This window comes from Arthrobacter echini (assembly GCF_008107445.1).
Lineage (GTDB): Bacteria > Actinomycetota > Actinomycetes > Actinomycetales > Micrococcaceae > Arthrobacter_D > Arthrobacter_D echini_A.
In genome coordinates, this window is the sequence record NZ_VSLD01000001.1 from 226,408 (window position 1) to 242,533 (window position 16,126).

Here is a 16,126-nt window from a genome sequence, read left to right on the forward strand (position 1 = left end):
AACGATCCCCGAGGGGTCATCGGCGTCGTGTCGTGCCGTGGGCGTCAGGGGCGTCAGGCGGGGTGGCGCTCGCCGTCGCTGATCGCCCGATCGATCTCCTGCAGCACGCGCGGGTCGGCCACGGGCCGGAAGTGGCCCATGGTGTCGAGCTGGATGTTCCGGGCACCCTCCAGGAAGCTGCCCCCGGGGATGTGGGGATCGAACCGGCCGTAGATGGAGGTGATGCGCGCATTCAGTTCGAGATTGGCCCGCAGGGTCTTCAGGATGCTGTTCTGCGGCGAGAAGGCCCGGATGCTGGGCAGGACGAAGAAGTTCGCGTAGACGGAACCGGAGAACGGCGCGTTGATCGCCACGAGGCGGGAGATCCGCGGCGCCGTGTCCGGCATCGTCAGGAGGAACTTGCCGATGAGCCCACCCTTGCTGTGGGTGACGACGACGACGTCGCTGAGGCCGTGCCGCTCCAGGTACTCGGCCGCGAGGTCTGCCATGGCGGGCACCGTACCCCGGTTGTACCCGAGCCGCTGCACCACGTGGACCGGGTGGCCGGCACCGTGCAGATGGTCGGCGACCGGCTTCATGAACTGCCACCTCTCGTACACCCCGGGGATCAGGAGCACCGGGGCGAGGGCTTCCGGGGCTCCCGGGTCCTGGACGAGGTACTGCGCCGGATCAGCCCTGACGATGAAGTCGTGAGCCTGCCGGAAACCGACATAGGCGTAGTCCAGCAGCCAGGCCCAGCCCCGCTCGATGAGATGCACGCCTCCCACGGTACTGATTCGGGCGCCCGGAGGGGGACCGACATCGTCTCCTATTATGAGTTTGTCAGATCTACTGCTTGACTGGTGACATGACACACACGGCCGCGACTCAGGGGACCCAGGAGTCCCTCTGGTCCACGGCCCTGCGGTCCCGCGACCGGCGCGTGACCCGTCAGCGCCTCGGTGTCCTGGCCGCCGTCGAGGCGATCCCCCACGCGACCGCCGAGGAGATCTCGAGCGCGGCGCAGGCGGAACTGCCGCACATCACGGTGCAGTCCGTCTACGTGATCCTCGCCGACCTGACGGGCATCGGCCTGGTACGCCGCATCGACACGCCGCATTCCCCGGCGCGCTACGAGACCCGGGTCGGGGACAACCACCACCACGCCATCTGCTCGGGCTGCGGCCGGATCGAGGACGTCGACTGCGCGGTGGGTCACGCCCCCTGCCTCACTCCCGAGTGGTCGCCCGGCGCCCACCGGATGACCATAGACATCGCGGAGGTCGTGTACCAGGGCCTCTGCGAGGACTGCCGCCAGGCAGCCACCAGCCACCCCTAACCCCCATTCCAGGAAAAGGAGCACCATGTCCGCGAACTTCAGCACCACGCAGTCCGGCGCGCCGGTCATCGACGACGGCAACTCGTCCGTCATCGGCCGTGACGGCGCCATCCCGCTGACCGATCACTACCTCATCGAGAAGCTGGCCCAGTTCAATCGCGAGCGAGTCCCCGAGCGCGTTGTCCATGCCAAGGGCGGCGGCGCCTTCGGCATCTTCGAGACCACCGAGGACGTCAGCATGTACACCCGAGCCGCGCTCTTCCAGCAGGGCGCGAGCACGGAGACGCTCCTCCGGTTCTCCACCGTCGCCGGAGAGCAGGGCTCCCCTGACACCTGGCGCGATCCGCGCGGTTTCTCGCTGAAGTTCTACACCACCGAGGGCAACTACGACCTCGTGGGCAACAACACCCCGGTGTTCTTCATCCGCGACGGCATCAAGTTCCCCGACTTCATCCACTCGCAGAAGCGCCTTCCCGGCACCAATCTGCGCGACGCCGACATGCAGTGGGACTTCTGGACGCTCAGCCCCGAGTCGGCCCACCAGGTCACCTGGCTGATGGGCGATCGTGGCATCCCCAACTCGTGGCGCACCATGAACGGCTATGGTTCGCACACCTTCATGTGGATCAACGCGGCCGATGAGAAGTTCTGGGTCAAGTACCACTTCAAGACGAACCAGGGCCACGAGACGCTGACGGGAGAGGAAGCCGAACTGATCGCCGGCTCCGACGCCGACTACCACCTGCGCGATCTCTCCGAGAACATCGACGAGGGCAACTTCCCGAGCTGGGACCTCAAGGTCCAGATCATGCCCTACGAGGATGCGAAGACCTACCGCTTCAATCCGTTCGACGTGACGAAGACCTGGTCGCAGCAGGACTACCCGCTCATCCCCGTCGGCAAGCTCACGCTCAACCGGAATCCGGAGAACTACTTCGCGCAGATCGAGCAGGCCGCCTTCGCGCCGTCGAACTTCGTGCCCGGGATCGCAGCCAGCCCCGACCGCATGCTGCAGGCCCGTGTCTTCTCCTACGCGGACGCTCACCGCTACCGCGTGGGTGCCAACCACGCACAGCTGCCGGTGAACATGCCGAAGAACGAGGTGCGGAACTACTCGAAGGACGGCGCGGCGCGCTATCACTTCAACTCCGCCTCCACCCCGGTGTACGCGCCGAACTCCATGGGCGGACCCGTCGCGGATCCGGCCCAGTACGGGGCGCACGGCGGATGGGAGAACGACGGCGAGCTCGTCTACGCCGCCCACTCCCTGCACGCCGAGGACGACGATTTCGGGCAGGCCGGAACGCTCTACCGTGAGGTGTTCGACGACGCCCAGCGCGCACGCTTCCTCGAGACCATCAGCGGCGCCGTCGGAGGCGTGAAGAGCGAGGAGATCCGCGCCCGGGCCGTCCAGTACTGGACCAACGTGGATGCGGAGCTGGGAGCCAAGCTGGCCTCCAACCTCGGGCAGGGCACCACGCCGGCCACCGAGTCCGAGGCCGCGCTCTACTAGGGGGCCGGGCACCGGATCCTCAGGATCGACGAAGGAAGGGCGGACCCTCGGGGGTCCGCCCTTCCGTGGTCCGGGCCGACGTCCCTGGCTGTGACGGTGGTACCCCTAGTGCCTCCGCGCCGCCAGGAAACGGTCCTCGGCTCCGTAGTCGAAGTCGTTCTCGAAGAAGTCCGTCGGCTGCATCGGGGCGATGCCCTGACGCCTTGCCTCGTCCACCAGCCAGTCGACGGTGGGTCCGATGGTGCTCGCGTAGTCCCCCACCGGTCGGTACCCGAGTTCCAGAGCAGCCGAGAGATCGAGGACGATCGGCGCTGCGGCGTCCCAGGGGGTCCGTCCGAGCCGATCGTCCGCCGCCCGGTCCTGGACCACTTCCTGCCACTCGTGGCCGAGCCGCGCTGCGATGGTGCGGACGATCTCCACCACGGACGGTGCATCGGGATCCGCACTGTTCAGGATGCGCGCACCGGGTACCTCCGCCACCACCTGGACGAGCGCGGCGATGTTGACCGCGGCACTCGTGTGGTTGACCGCGTGCGGCACGCGCAGGAGGACGGCGCCGCGGCGGTCGAGGACACGCCGCACCACGTGCCACTCCCGCGCCGGCAGAGCGCCGACGCCGTGGACCTTCGAGGCCCTGATCACCGAGACGGGATGACCCGACTCCAGGTAGGCCTGTTCGGCCGCGACCTTATTGGACCCATAGCCCTCCGCCGAGCGGTGATCGATATGCCGCGGGGTCATGACGGGATTGTCCTCGCGGATCGCAGCCGCGAAACGGGGCGCCTGGGACGAATTCACGTGGCGCCCCTCCGCGTCGACATAGACGGCCTTGCTCGAAAGCATCACCGTGGAGCCGACACCACCCAGATGCGGCAGCACCAGGCAGGCGTCAGCGCGGGTGAAGGCGAGGCAGTCGACCAGCAGGTCCGCACCGGGTGACAGGACCGCAGCGACCCCGGCGCCGTCACGGCGCTCGAAGGCAGTGAAGGAGGCTCCCGCGGCCAGCAGATCGGCGGGCACCCGCGAGGCATCCCGGGCCGCCACTTCCACGTCCCAGCCCGCCCCCACCAGGTGGCGTGCGACGGCGAGGCCGATGACGCCGGTTCCGCCCAGGATGATCGCTCTGCCCATTCGAGCACTGTAGTGGACGCCGCTGCGCAGTATCCGTAGGGCCCCGCCACGACGGGACCGACAGACCGCTGTGCCAGCTCTTGGGGCAGGCCCCACCGGTCACTAGACTCGTCGAAAGGGGGCGGCAGGTATGGGATTGGAACGCCGATTCTCGGTGACTGTCGAGCAGGAGAATCTGGTCTGCGTGAAGTGGGCTCCGACCATCGTGCTCCGCCACGTCGACGGGGCGCTCCTGAGCCAGGACATCCGCCGCGCCCTCCCCGGTCAGCGTGTGCATCTACTGATGCTCCTGAACGACATGACGTCCCTGAGCCGGGACGTCCTGGCCTACTTCGCCAAGCACGTCCAGCTCTCCGCCGTTGCGCTCGTGGGCCCCTCGATCCTCGACCAGCCGCTGGTGGACCTGTATCTCGAGGTGTACGAGCCGCCCTTCCCCGTGGGGTACTTCGCCACCGAGGCACCGGCCCGGTCCTGGCTGAGGTCCCAGCCCACGCTGAAAACTCCCCCGCCCGTCCGGTGAACGATGCGTGCCCGGGAGGCCGGAGCCGCCCGGGCACGCATCGACAGTGCTAGACCGAGACCTTCTCCCCGCGTTCCAGCTCTGCCTTCTCCTCGGGCGCCGGCTTCGCCTCCTCGCCGCGCTCGAGCTTGGCGCCTTCGACGTCGACATCCGGCAGGATGCGCTCCAGCCAGGCCGGCAGCCACCAGGCGTGCCTGCCCAGCAGGTACATGGCCGCCGGGATGAGCGTCATACGGACCACGAACGCGTCCAGGAGGACGCCGAACGCGAGCCCGAACCCGATGGGACGCACCATGGCGAGCTCCGAGAAGACGAAGCCGGCGAACACCGAGACCATGATGATGGCCGCGGCGGTGACGACCCGTGCGCCGTGGCTGAACCCGATGCGCACCGCCGCCTTGGGATCGGCACCGTGCACGAAGGCCTCCCGCATGCCCGAGACCAGGAACATCTGGTAGTCCATCGCGAGGCCGAAGAGCACGCCGATCAGGATGATGGGCAGGAAGCTCAGGATGGGCCCGGGGTTCGAGACCGCGAAGAGGCTTCCGAGCCACCCCCACTGGTAGATGGCGACCGTGGCTCCGAAGCTGGCGAGCAGGGAGAGCAGGAAGCCCGCCGTCGCGATCACCGGCACGAGGATGGAGCGGAAGACGAGCAGCAGCAGGATCAGGGACAGCCCCACGACGATGCCGAGGTAGGGCGGCAGCGCCTGGACGAGCTTCTCCGACACGTCGATATTCGCAGCCGTCTGTCCGGTGACGGCGACCGGCACGCCGGTCTGCTCCTCGATGCTGTCCGAGGCGGAGCGCAGGTCGCGCACCAGGTTCTCCGTGCTCTCGCTGGACGGGCCTTCCTCCGGAATGAGCTGGAAGATGGCCGTCCGTCCGTCCTCGCTGACGGTGGCCGGCACCGAGGCTGCAACATTGTCCACGTCCAACAGGAGGTCGTTGACATCCAGCTGGAGCGCGGTCAGTTCGGTCTCGTCCTGTGTCTCGGGGAAGGACCCGACCACGATCAGTGGACCGTTCGTTCCCTCGCCGAACTTGTCGCCGATGGTGGTGTACGCCTGGAACGCCGTGGAATCGGCCGGCTCCGCACCGCCGTCGGGCAGTCCGACACGCAGCTGCGTGGCCGGGATGGCGATCACCCCGAGCAGTACCACCCCCGCGAGAACCGTGAGGATGGGCTTCCGGGTGGCGATCCCACCCCAGCCGGCCCCCTTGGCGGCCCGCTCGTCGGCGGCCTCCGTGGGATCCTGGCCCTCGACTGGCGCCTTGGCGGAGTGCTTTCCGCCGTTCCCCCGCGCCCAGCGGCGCTTCGACACGATCCGGCGCCCGATCACGGCGAGCAGGGCCGGCGTCAGGGTGAGTGCCACGAGCACGGCGGCCGCGACCGTTCCGGCCGCGGACAGACCCATCACCGTCAGGAACGGCAGACCGGGTACGGCGAGCGCGGCAAGGGCCACGACGACGGTGATCCCCGCGAAGAGGACCGCGTTACCCGCGGTTCCCGTGGCCCGGGCGATGGATTCCCGCAGTTCCATGCCGCGGAGCAGCTGGGTCCTGTGGCGATTGACGATGAACAGGGAGTAGTCGATCCCCACGGCAAGGCCGAGCATCAGGGCCAGGACGGGCGAGATACTGTTCATCTCGATGACACCGGAGAGGGCGAAGGTGATACCCACACCCACGCCTACACCGACCACCGCCATGAGCAGCGGCAGACCGGCGGCGACAAGCGTTCCGAGCATCAGGATCAGCACGATCGCGGCAACGGCCAGGCCTATGAGTTCGGCGGCGCCGGCGATGCCGGAGACGTCCTCGACGATCTCCTTGCTGAAATCGACCGTGACACCGGCCGAGTCGGCTTCGGACGCTGTCTCCTGCACCTTCTCGCGGAGCTCCGGGGACACACCGTTGATCTGCCCGTCGAACTGGACGTTCGCGACGGCGGCGGATCCGTCGTCGGAGAGCAGGCTCACTCCGGAGGTGGCCTCGAGCTGCCGCTGGGCCTGATCGAGTTCGGTGGTACCGGACTCGAACTGCTCCCGGCCGGACTCGAGCTCCGCTTTGCTGGCATCAAGTTCGGCCTGACCCTGCTCGAGCTGCCGCTCCGTGGCCGCTTCCCTCGCTGCCGGAAGCTGATCACGGGCACTCTCGAACTGGGACCGCTGCTCGTCGAGCTCGGCCTGGCCCTGCTCGAGCTGCTCCTCGCCGCTCGTGAGCTTCTGCTCGCTGGCCTCGAGTTCCGCGCGCCCGGACTCGATCTCCTCCTTGCCCGAGTCGACCTGCGCTGCCACGTCGAACGGATCGACGACCCCGCGTACACCGTCGAACCCGGCGATGGAGGCGAGGACGGCCTGTACCTCGTCCTGCTGCTCGGTCGAGAACGCCGAGCCGTCGTCCGTGGTGAACACCACGGTGCCCGTGCCTCCCACGGCCTCGGGCAGTTCGTCCTTCAGCCGGTCGGAGATGCGCTGGGACTCGGTACCGGGTATCGAGAAGTTGTTCGTGAGGGTTCCGGAGAACGCAGCGGCGGCTCCGCCGACGGCGAGCATGATCGCCAGCCAGGCGGATATCACCCACCATCGCCTCCGATAGGCGAACGAGCCGAGCCGATAGAGCAGAAATGCCATGGAGTGATCCTTGCGGGGAGGGACGGACGGGAAGAGGACGAAAGATCAGGAACGAGCGGGAATGTCCGGGGGATCCGGCGCGATCAGCGCACCCGGATCAGCGAAGCCGTCGCGCAGCATCGTCAGTGCGGCGAGGATACGAGCCTCGAGTTGCTTGCCCGAATCGGAGGCCGATGGCGGCGTGTGCACGGCCCAGTCGCGCAGGGCGGCCCTGGTGCTGGACATCACGCAGCCCACGAGCGCCGTCAGATAGAGCTCGGAGGCAGCGGTACCGAGTCTGGCGCGCAGCGCCTCGCCGATCCTCGCCTCCGCGCGCTCCCAGGAATGCAACTGGGCCCTCAACAGATCGGGGTCGGCACCCGCCATGCGGAACAGTTCGCCGTGCTGGGACAACCCTTCCATCCTCGTCGTCTCGGTGAAGGCGCGGATGATTGCACCGAACAGCGGTTCGTTCGCGGGGAGCTGCTCGAAGACGCCGAGGGCCAGATCGATGAACAGGTCCATCCGGACGGTAAGGGCGTCCTCGGCACTTGGAAAGTAGTTGAAGAACGTGCGCCGGGAGACTCCCGCGCGCTCCACGATCTGGTCGACGGTGAAGGCACCCGGTCCGACGGACCGTGCCAGCTCGAACGCCGCGTCCGCGATGGCATGACGGGTGTCGATCTTGTTCTGTTCACGGCGGCCCAGGGGCTCGGCGTGATGGTTCGCCTTCAGCACTGCTCCAGAATACTGCAATTTTTGCACTCCGTGCAACGAAGCGTGTGTTCATCCAGCACTGTACTGTTGGATCCATGGCGTCGCACCAGCATCACACCTCGAGCGCTTCCTCCAGCCGTGGGCCCCTGGCCGCGGCTTTGGGCATCACTGTCCTCGTCTTCGTGCTGCAGATCATCGGAGCCCTGTGGACAGGGAGCCTTGCCCTGCTCTTCGACTCCGTCCACGTCCTCACGGACGCCGCCGGTCTGGCAATCGCTCTCGGTGCCGCGACTCTCGCGATCCGCCCCGCAACGGCGCGACGTTCCTGGGGTTTCCGCCGGGCCGAGGTGATTGCGGCCCTGCTCCAGGCAGCCTTCCTCCTGGCCGTCGGCGCCTACGTGCTGGTCGAGGGGGTCAAGCGCCTGATCACACCCGAGGATGTCGCCGCCCCGGAGATGATCGTCTTCGGCGTCGTCGGCCTCCTGGGGAACCTGGTTGCCCTGGGGCTCCTGTCGCGACACCGCGCTGCCAGCTTCAATCTGAGGGCTGCCTTCCTCGAGGTGCTCAACGACGCTCTCGGCTCGGTGGCCGTGATCGTCGCGGCCGTCGTCATCACGCTCACCGGATGGATGCGCGCCGACGCCCTCGTGGCTCTGCTCATCGGCGCCCTGATCATCCCGCGGACCGTCAAGCTGCTGCGCGAGACCATCGATGTGCTGCTCGAATCCACTCCAGTGGGCATCGATCTCGATGCTGTCCGGTCGCACCTCGCGCGCCTGCCCCGGGTCCGCGACGTCCACGATCTGCACATCACCCAGATCGCCACGGGGCTTCCGGTCCTCACGGCGCACGTGGTGGTGGACGACGAGTGCTACAGGGACGGCTCCGCCCACGCCGTACTCGATCAGCTCCAGGAGTGCGTGAGCGAACACTTCGAGGTGGGTATCGATCACTGCACCTTCCAGATCGAGCCCCTGGGGCATGTGCCGCACGAGACGGAACTCGCACACTGATGCTGCACGCCCTGACCTCGACGTCGGTCCTGGAGCGCGTGGGGACGGCCCTGTCGGATCCCACGCGGGTCCGCATCCTGGTAGCGCTGCGGGATGCCTCCGCATACCCCAGCGAGCTCGCCGATCTCCTCGGGGTCAGCAGGCAGAGCCTGTCCAATCACCTCTCGTGCTTGCGCGGGTGCGGTCTCGTGGTCTTCGTGCCCGAGGGCCGGCGTTCACGCTACGAGCTCGTGGACCCGAAACTCGGTCACGCGATCACCGATCTGCTCGGCGTCGTCCTGGCCGTGGATCCGAAGCACGACGCCGGCCCGACCGAACGCGAGAACGGCAGGGCCCCGGCGGATCGTCGTGTCCGCCCGGGCCCTGCCATCCGCGATGCCGCGGCGTCGAGGCCGGTCAGCCCATCAGTCGGGACCTGATCAGGAATCTCTTGCCCTCGGGAGCTTCCACGGAGAACCCGCTCCCCCGTCCCGGCACCACGTCGACCGTCAGATGCGTGTGGCGCCAGTACTCGAACTGCTCCCGCGACATCCAGAACTCGATCGGTCGGGAGTCGGCGTCGGTCCCGGGCGTATCGGAGGAGATGTCGAGGACGCCGAGGAGCACGTCGGCCTCGGCCGTGATGAACTCGCCCGCCGGATAGCACATCGGCGACGAGCCGTCGCAGCATCCGCCGGACTGGTGGAACATCAGGGGTCCGTGGAGGAGCCACAGCTTGTCCAGCAACTCGACGGCGCTCTCGGTGAGCGCCACCCGGGAGAAGGTCTCCCCCGGGATGGTCACCGATGCCTCGACGGTCATGGCGTCCCCATCGCCTAGAAGAACCCGAGCTTGGATTCCGAGTAGCTGACCAGGAGGTTCTTGGTCTGCTGGTAGTGATCGAGCATCATGGCGTGGTTCTCGCGACCGATGCCGGAGGACTTGTATCCTCCGAACGCCGCTCCCGCCGGGTATGCGTGGTAGTTGTTCACCCACACGCGGCCCGCCTGGATCTCACGACCCGCACGGTAGGCAACATTGCCGTTCCGGGACCAGACACCGGCACCCAGGCCGTAGAGGGTGTCGTTGGCAATCTCCATGGCCTCTGCGTAGTCGTCGAAGCGGGCCACCGACACCACCGGGCCGAAGATCTCCTCCTGGAACACCCGCATCCTGTTCGTTCCCTCGAACACCGTGGGCTGAACGTAGTACCCCTCGGCAAGATCGCCGTCGAGCATGTTCCGCTCACCGCCGATGAGCACCTTTGCGCCCTCCTGCCGGCCGATGTCCATGTAGGAGAGGATCTTCTCCAGCTGGTCGTTGGATGCCTGTGCACCCACCTGGGTCTCCGTGTCCAGCGGATTCCCCTGGACCATCTTCTCCACCCGGGCGATCGCGTCCGACATGAAGGAGTCGTAGATGGAGCCCTGGACGAGCGCGCGGGACGGGCACGTGCAGACCTCACCCTGGTTCAGCGCGAAGAGCGCGAAGCCCTCGAGGGCCTTGTCGTAGAAGGAGTCGTTGCTCTCCGCGACGTCCGCGAAGAAGATGTTCGGGCTCTTCCCGCCGAGTTCCAGGGTGACGGGGATCAGATTCTGGCTGGCGTACTGGCTGATGAGCCTGCCGGTGGTCGTCTCGCCGGTGAAGGCGATCTTCCGGATCCGCTTGCTCGAGGCGAGCGGCTTTCCCGCCTCCACGCCGAAGCCGTTGACCACGTTCAGCACACCCGCGGGGAGGATGTCGCTGAGCAACTCCATGAGGACGAGGATCGATGCCGGCGTCTGCTCGGCTGGCTTGAGCACCACGGCGTTGCCTGCGGCGATCGCCGGCGCCAGCTTCCAGGTGGCCATGAGGATCGGGAAGTTCCAGGGGATGATCTGCCCGACGACGCCGAGGGGCTCATGGTAGTGGTACGCCGTCATGTCCTCGTCGAGCTGCGACAGGCGCCCCTCCTGAGCGCGGATGGCACTCGCGAAATAGCGGAAGTGGTCGATGGCGAGCGGGATGTCGGCAGCCAGGGCCTCCCGGACCGGCTTGCCGTTGTCCCAGGAGTCCGCGACCGCGAGCATCTCCAGGTTCTCCTCCATGCGGTCCGCGACGCGGTTCAGGATGGAGGCTCGTTCCGCGACGGAGGTCTTCCCCCATCCCGGAGCCGCTTTGTGGGCTGCGTCGAGGGCCAGTTCGATGTCCTCGGCAGTACCCCTGGCAACTTCGCAGAAGACCTTGCCGGTGACCGGCGACATGTTCTCGAAGTACTGGCCCTTCAGGGGCGGCACCCATTCACCGCCGATCCAGTTCTCGTACCTGGACTTGAAAGAGACTTTCGATCCGTCCTGGCCGGGCTGGGCATAAACAGTCATTGTCGAACTCCTCGGATTCCGCGGGTGAGGGACATGTACAGTCCACTGACCACAGCGTAGAAGCCGGATGGTTGCATCGACGTTGCATGGACACCGGAACGGTGATCCCGGTGCGGGCTCCGTTCAGCCCTCGTTGCGGGGTGCCACCGACGGCGCACCGGGCGTGGACGGGCCCACTGGCGCAGGGTCAGGGCCCCGGGAAGGATCGGTTTTGCCCGAGGCCTCCCCCGGTAGCGCGTCGTCGTCGCAGGCTGTCTCCTCGGCGCCGTCGGCATCCACCGGTGCATCCGCGGCCGGTACTCCCGGGACACTCGCGGACTCTCCGCCGGGCGCAGGGGTCGCGGGCACCGGCTCGGTACCTGCCTCTGCCTCCACCGCGGGATCGGGGCTGCACGCCAGGTCCGTTCCTGCCTCGGGAACGACCTGCGGCTGCACGACCGGGTCTGCCGGCTTCGTGGTCTCGGTCGGCTTGGGCGCGGGAGCCTTGGGCGGCTCGGGCGCGGTCGTCTCGGGCGTCGTCGGCTCCGACTTCACCGGGGGCTTGGTCGTCTCGGTCGGCTCGGGTTTCGTGGTCTTCGTCGGCTCGGGCTTCTGGGGCTCGGGTTTCGTGGTCTTCGTCGGCTCGGGCTTCTGGGGCTCGGGTTTCGTGGTCTTCGTCGGCTCCGACTTCGGGGTCTCGGGCTTCGTGGACTTCGTCGGCTCCGACTTCACCGGGGGCTTGGTGGTCTTCGACGGCTTGGACTGCGTTCTCGATTCCGTCGTCCCGGACGATTTCGGCTTCGCGGTCGCGGACGGCCTCGCCTGCGCGAGCGCCTCCTGCCGCTTCACGACGGGCTTCGACGGCTCGGACGACAGGTTCACGGCCGAATCGGGCTCGGGCGCCGCTGCGGTGGTAGATGCCGATGCTCCCGCGACGCCGCTCGAGCGCGTGGCGGCCGGGACCCGGGGTAGCTGGGTCGGGAGCAGCCCGCGCAGCTCACTGCTACCGGCGCCGAGGACTGGCTGAAGATCGAGGATCGGCGGGACAGCGCCAAGATCTGCGCCGAACACCTGATCGGACCGGGTGCTCGACTGGGCCCAGGCCGGGACGGCGGAAACGCTGGAACCGCCGGGTGTGTAGTCCTTCATCACGCCAGGACGGGCCCGATGAGTCGCGGGGACGTAAGTCCAGCCCACCGGGTCCACGTGCTCACCGTCGAGGATTGTCTCGAGATGCAGGTGGCAACCTGTTGACGATCCGCTGGTACCCACCTCTGCGATCGGATCGCCGCCGTCGACCACATCGCCCGTTTCCACCGAGATTCCCTGGAGGTGGTTGTACGTGGTGATGAGGCCGTTGCCGTGGTCCACCTCGACGCGGTTGCCGCCACCCCACTGGTGCCATCCGACACCGCGTACTGTCCCTGCATCCGCCGCGTACACCGGGGTGCCGCAGGGGGCTGCGAAGTCCTGGCCGGTGTGGAGCTCTCCCTCCTCCGCCGTGATGGGACTCGTTCGCGGTCCGAAGGGCGAGGTGGGGGTGAGTTCGCCGAGGGGGGCGAAAAGCGTGCCCGCGAGAGGCCGCTGGACGGCAGTGGAGATGTCGGTGAGGAGTGGTGCGGTAGCAGCGGAACTGTCCGCCGACGGCGCCACCTCCCGCGGCTTCGTCGCATCGAGCGCATCGGCGTAGCGGAGGGGAACCATCAGGGAGGAACCGACCGAGCCCGTTGCCGACAGCGCGTCGTCGAGCCCGAGAAGGGAGGAGTCCGTCTGCACGGAAGCCCGCGACATGGCATCGGCGGCCTCCCACGACTGCGGGACGACGCCCTGGAATCCGACGAAGCACACGACCATCGCGAGGCTCGCGTTCATCTTCGTGCGGCGTACGCCTCGGCTGCGCCCCGGCACCCTCGCCATGCTCCGGTGCTTTCCAGCCTGCGTCACGAAGATCCCCTTTTGGAAGTGCATTCTGCGGTGATCCGGACCAGCAGGCAGCATTGCCCGCCGGGCACATCGGCCACCGGATACAACGGTAGCCCCAACGTGGTCCGGATTGCGATGTTCTATTGCGGTTCGGTGACAAACTTCGGCGAATCCTGAGCCTGCCGGGGCGCGGACAGTTCCGCGGTCAGCCGTTCCACGTGGGCGACGACGGCGCCCCTCCTCGGGGAGCGTGGAGGCAGGACCCTCAAGGCCAGTTCCCAGGCCTCGGTGTCGTCCTCTGCCTCGGGAAGTGCCAGGTACTGCATCACGGCGTCCGGCGCACCATCACTGAGCACAGCATCGCGCAGCAGGGTGGACACCTCGCTGCGCAGGCGCACGATCGCCGGAGCCTGGGACCGCGGTAGGACCGGACCCCGGTAGATGCCGAGCGCCGTCCGGTGGGCTCCGCGCCGCAGATAGCCGAGGACCTGCATCGCATCGACGACGAGTTCACCCGGCAACCTGTACGGCCTGGACTGGGTCACCATCTCGGCACCGCAGGGTACCAGCACCTTCCTCAGTCGGAGCATCTCCGCGCGGACGGTCACACCCGCCGCATCATCGGGGTAGACCATGGCGGCGAGCTGCTCCGCCGTGAGCCCCTCCGGGTGCAGTGCCAGGAGTGTGAGCAGTTCGGCGTGCCGCAGACTCAGCTTCACGGAGGCTCCACCGACGTGCACCACGCCGAGGTCACTCCCCAGGATCTGCAGACTGTTCCGGTACAGCGCTGTGGAGGAGCGGGCCCTTCGGGACGTCCGCCCACCCGCGGGCTCCCGGCTCGTCAGGCGGTGGATCTTCAGCTGCGCCTCGGCTGCGGCCACCGCCGCCTCCACGAGCGAGAGGGTCTGGGGAGCCACGGCATCGGAGGAGCCGGTGATGTCGATGACCCCGAGCACCGTCCCCGAATCGGGGTCGTGCAGCGGCACAGCCGTGCAACTCCAGGGCCGTGCATCCGGACTGAAATGCTCGGCCCCAGCGATCTGGACGCTGCACCCGAGCGCCAGGGCTGTCCCCGGAGCACTGGTCCCCACTGTGGCCTCCGACCAGTCGGCTCCCGCCATGAAGAGCATGCCCTCGGCACGTCGGCGTAACCCACGGTCACCCTCGACCCACAGCAACCGGCCGTTCTCGTCGCCGACCGCCACGAGAAGACCGGCGCGAAGGCTCGGCTGGACCAGCAGCCGGTCGATGACGGGCATGACCGTGATCAGTGGATGGGACTGGCGGTACGACTCGAGTTCGTCATCCGCGCAGAAGAGGTGCGCCTGGGCGGTCGAGGGGTCCGGGAGGAACGACAGTGATCGCAGCCAGGACTGCTGGACCACACTGCGGAGATCTCCCTCGACCCGTCCCTGCCACAGGGCTTCATGGGCGGCGAGCGCCGTGCGCTGCAGCATCTCGGAGGACAGCGCCGCAGCGGCGACTGAACGGGACGGCGACATCGACACTCCGCTTCGTGGTCTGCTCCACGGAACGGCGTGGGGCAGATCACAGTCTAGCGGGGGCTACTCACCGCGGGAAATGGCCACCATGTCCTCGCGAGGTACGAGTTTCACGCGCTCGCGGACCACTTCGGCATTACCCGAGGTGTTGACGAAGTTCGCGCCGAGCTTCATCTCGTGGCTGTCGAGCTTCAGCCACCCGCTCCAGGTGGTGTAGCGCACGCCTCGCTCCTCCAGCAGCGCCGTCACGGCTGCTTCGGAAGGCTCCTCGGCGGCAGGCAGGTTGAGCCGGTCCTCGAGCAGGAAACCGATGGTCTCGAGCGCGTCGCCCTTCGTGTGGCCTATCAGGCCCACCGGTCCGCGCTTGATCCACCCGGTGGCGTAGAGACCGGGCACGGGCGCGCCGGACTCGTCGATCACCCGTCCGCCTGCGTTGGGGATGACACCGCGCTCGGCGTCGAACCCGATCTCCGGGAGCTCGGACCCGAAGTACCCGATGGCGCGATAGACGGCCTGGACGGGGTAGTCGAGCATCTCCCCGGTGCCGCGCACGCTGCCGTCCCCGGTCAGTTCGGTGCGCTCGAACCTCATTCCGGCAACCCTGCCGGGGGTCTCCGCCGAGTCGTGGATCTCGACCGGCGAGTGGAGGAAGTGCAGGTGCAGTCGACGCGAGGCGCCGGTCGGTTCATCCTCGACGAGCCAGTTGGTCAGGGTCTTGACCATCGTCTTGGTCTGGTTGTTCGAGGCGATCTGCTGCTCCGAGCCGGCGTCGAAGTCGAAATCCTCCGGGTAGAGGACGATATCGACGTCGCGGGAGTGGGACAGTTCCCGCAGTTCCAGCGGGGTGAACTTGATCTGGGCGGGGCCGCGCCGCCCGAAGACGTGCACATCCGTGACGGGCGAGGCCCGCAGCCCGGCATAGACGTTGTCCGGGATCTCCGTGGAGAGCAGATCGTCGGCATGCTTCGAGAGGATGCGCGCGGCATCGAGCGCCACATTGCCGTTCCCGATCACTGCGATCTCGGTGGCGTCCAGCGGCCAGTCCCGGCTCACATCAGGGTGGCCGTCGTACCAGGACACGAAGTCGGCGGCGCCGAAGGAGCCCTCCAGCTCCACACCCGGAATGGGAAGATCGGCGTCCTTGATGGCGCCGGTCGCGAACACCACCGCGTCGTAGAAGCGGCGGAGGTCGGAGAGGGTGAGATCCCGTCCGTAGTTGACGTTGCCCAGGAAGCGGATGTCCCCCCGATCCAGCACCTTGTGAAGTGCGTTCACGATGCCCTTGATACGTGGGTGATCGGGCGCCACCCCGTAGCGGATGAGGCCGTAGGGCGCCGGATACTGATCGAACAGGTCGATGCTGACGGCGAAGTCGCCACCCTGCACCTCGTTGGATTTCGTCAGGATGTCGGCAGCGTAGACACCCGCCGGACCCGCGCCGATGATCGCGACCCGCAGCGGTCGTCCCGCAGCTGAGGTAGACACTGAATAGCCTTCTTCCCGGTGGAACTGCTCCCGATGGATACCGTGACGCGTACCAGGCGCACAGTCACCTAT

The 16,126-nt window shown here is 67.6% G+C and carries 13 protein-coding genes and 1 pseudogene; 5 read left to right on the top strand and 9 right to left on the bottom strand.

Features of this window, described 5'->3' with window-relative positions:
- Positions 1-53: 53 nt before the first annotated feature.
- On the bottom strand, positions 54-758 hold the full coding sequence (locus FQ377_RS01105; protein ID WP_148599403.1) for an alpha/beta hydrolase: 705 nt from the start codon (positions 756-758) through the stop codon (positions 54-56).
- 89 nt (positions 759-847) lie between these two features.
- Here FQ377_RS01105 and FQ377_RS01110 point away from each other — a divergent pair, with 89 nt between their 5' ends.
- Positions 848-1,318 (top strand): Fur family transcriptional regulator, encoded by a 471-nt coding sequence (locus FQ377_RS01110; protein WP_148599404.1) that lies wholly within the window; start codon positions 848-850, stop codon positions 1,316-1,318.
- A 25-nt stretch (positions 1,319-1,343) separates the two neighbouring features.
- Positions 1,344-2,831, top strand: a complete 1,488-nt coding sequence (locus tag FQ377_RS01115; protein ID WP_148599405.1) for a catalase — start codon at positions 1,344-1,346, stop codon at positions 2,829-2,831.
- Positions 2,832-2,936: 105 nt separating this feature from the next.
- On the opposite strand, the gene FQ377_RS01120 is transcribed toward FQ377_RS01115, so the two are convergent.
- Complete coding sequence (locus tag FQ377_RS01120) at positions 2,937-3,962, bottom strand: Rossmann-fold NAD(P)-binding domain-containing protein (protein ID WP_148599406.1); 1,026 nt, start codon at positions 3,960-3,962, stop codon at positions 2,937-2,939.
- Positions 3,963-4,092: 130 nt separating this feature from the next.
- Here FQ377_RS01120 and FQ377_RS01125 point away from each other — a divergent pair, with 130 nt between their 5' ends.
- Positions 4,093-4,482 carry a DUF7793 family protein gene (locus FQ377_RS01125; RefSeq protein WP_148599407.1) on the top strand — a complete coding sequence of 130 codons (390 nt, stop codon included), beginning with the start codon at positions 4,093-4,095 and terminating at the stop codon, positions 4,480-4,482.
- A 49-nt stretch (positions 4,483-4,531) separates the two neighbouring features.
- Here FQ377_RS01125 and FQ377_RS01130 read toward each other — a convergent pair whose 3' ends face one another.
- Together FQ377_RS01130 and FQ377_RS01135 are read right to left on the bottom strand one after the other, a co-directional pair.
- Positions 4,532-7,117 (bottom strand): MMPL family transporter, encoded by a 2,586-nt coding sequence (locus FQ377_RS01130; protein ID WP_148599408.1) that lies wholly within the window; start codon positions 7,115-7,117, stop codon positions 4,532-4,534.
- A 45-nt stretch (positions 7,118-7,162) separates the two neighbouring features.
- A complete protein-coding gene (locus FQ377_RS01135) occupies positions 7,163-7,834 on the bottom strand; it encodes a TetR family transcriptional regulator (protein WP_187393209.1) in 672 nt (223 codons plus the stop codon).
- Between the two features lie 74 nt (positions 7,835-7,908).
- Here FQ377_RS01135 and FQ377_RS01140 point away from each other — a divergent pair, with 74 nt between their 5' ends.
- The gene (locus tag FQ377_RS01140; RefSeq protein ID WP_148599410.1) at positions 7,909-8,826 is read left to right on the top strand and encodes a cation diffusion facilitator family transporter; all 918 of its coding nucleotides are present in this window, start codon (positions 7,909-7,911) and stop codon (positions 8,824-8,826) included.
- Positions 8,826-9,119 (top strand): annotated as a pseudogene (locus tag FQ377_RS01145) (ArsR/SmtB family transcription factor); the annotation flags it as partial. The gene FQ377_RS01140 and the pseudogene FQ377_RS01145, both read left to right, overlap by 1 nt.
- Positions 9,120-9,222: 103 nt before the next feature.
- Here FQ377_RS01145 and FQ377_RS01150 read toward each other — a convergent pair.
- From FQ377_RS01150 to FQ377_RS01170, 5 genes are all read right to left on the bottom strand, one after another.
- Positions 9,223-9,627: a DUF779 domain-containing protein gene (locus tag FQ377_RS01150; RefSeq protein ID WP_148599412.1), complete on the bottom strand. Its 405-nt coding sequence runs from the start codon at positions 9,625-9,627 to the stop codon at positions 9,223-9,225.
- Between the two features lie 14 nt (positions 9,628-9,641).
- Complete coding sequence (gene exaC, locus FQ377_RS01155) at positions 9,642-11,165, bottom strand: acetaldehyde dehydrogenase ExaC (RefSeq protein WP_148599413.1); 1,524 nt, start codon at positions 11,163-11,165, stop codon at positions 9,642-9,644.
- Positions 11,166-11,288: 123 nt separating this feature from the next.
- On the bottom strand, positions 11,289-13,088 hold the full coding sequence (locus tag FQ377_RS14970) for a peptidoglycan DD-metalloendopeptidase family protein (RefSeq protein WP_262364200.1): 1,800 nt from the start codon (positions 13,086-13,088) through the stop codon (positions 11,289-11,291).
- A gap of 119 nt (positions 13,089-13,207) precedes the next feature.
- Positions 13,208-14,569: a helix-turn-helix domain-containing protein gene (locus FQ377_RS01165; RefSeq protein WP_148599414.1), complete on the bottom strand. Its 1,362-nt coding sequence runs from the start codon at positions 14,567-14,569 to the stop codon at positions 13,208-13,210.
- Positions 14,570-14,632: 63 nt separating this feature from the next.
- The gene (locus tag FQ377_RS01170; RefSeq protein WP_148599415.1) at positions 14,633-16,054 is read right to left on the bottom strand and encodes an FAD-dependent oxidoreductase; all 1,422 of its coding nucleotides are present in this window, start codon (positions 16,052-16,054) and stop codon (positions 14,633-14,635) included.
- Positions 16,055-16,126: the final 72 nt, after the last annotated feature.

Coding starts and splice junctions, on each gene's coding strand:
- FQ377_RS01110 (WP_148599404.1), top strand. CDS start 848: ATGACACACACGGCCGCGACTCAGGGGACCCAGGAGTCCCTCTGGTCC.
- FQ377_RS01115 (WP_148599405.1), top strand. CDS start 1,344: ATGTCCGCGAACTTCAGCACCACGCAGTCCGGCGCGCCGGTCATCGAC.
- FQ377_RS01120 (WP_148599406.1), bottom strand. CDS start 3,962: ATGGGCAGAGCGATCATCCTGGGCGGAACCGGCGTCATCGGCCTCGCC.
- FQ377_RS01125 (WP_148599407.1), top strand. CDS start 4,093: ATGGGATTGGAACGCCGATTCTCGGTGACTGTCGAGCAGGAGAATCTG.
- FQ377_RS01130 (WP_148599408.1), bottom strand. CDS start 7,117: ATGGCATTTCTGCTCTATCGGCTCGGCTCGTTCGCCTATCGGAGGCGA.
- FQ377_RS01140 (WP_148599410.1), top strand. CDS start 7,909: ATGGCGTCGCACCAGCATCACACCTCGAGCGCTTCCTCCAGCCGTGGG.
- FQ377_RS01150 (WP_148599412.1), bottom strand. CDS start 9,627: ATGACCGTCGAGGCATCGGTGACCATCCCGGGGGAGACCTTCTCCCGG.
- exaC (WP_148599413.1), bottom strand. CDS start 11,165: ATGACTGTTTATGCCCAGCCCGGCCAGGACGGATCGAAAGTCTCTTTC.
- FQ377_RS01165 (WP_148599414.1), bottom strand. CDS start 14,569: ATGTCGCCGTCCCGTTCAGTCGCCGCTGCGGCGCTGTCCTCCGAGATG.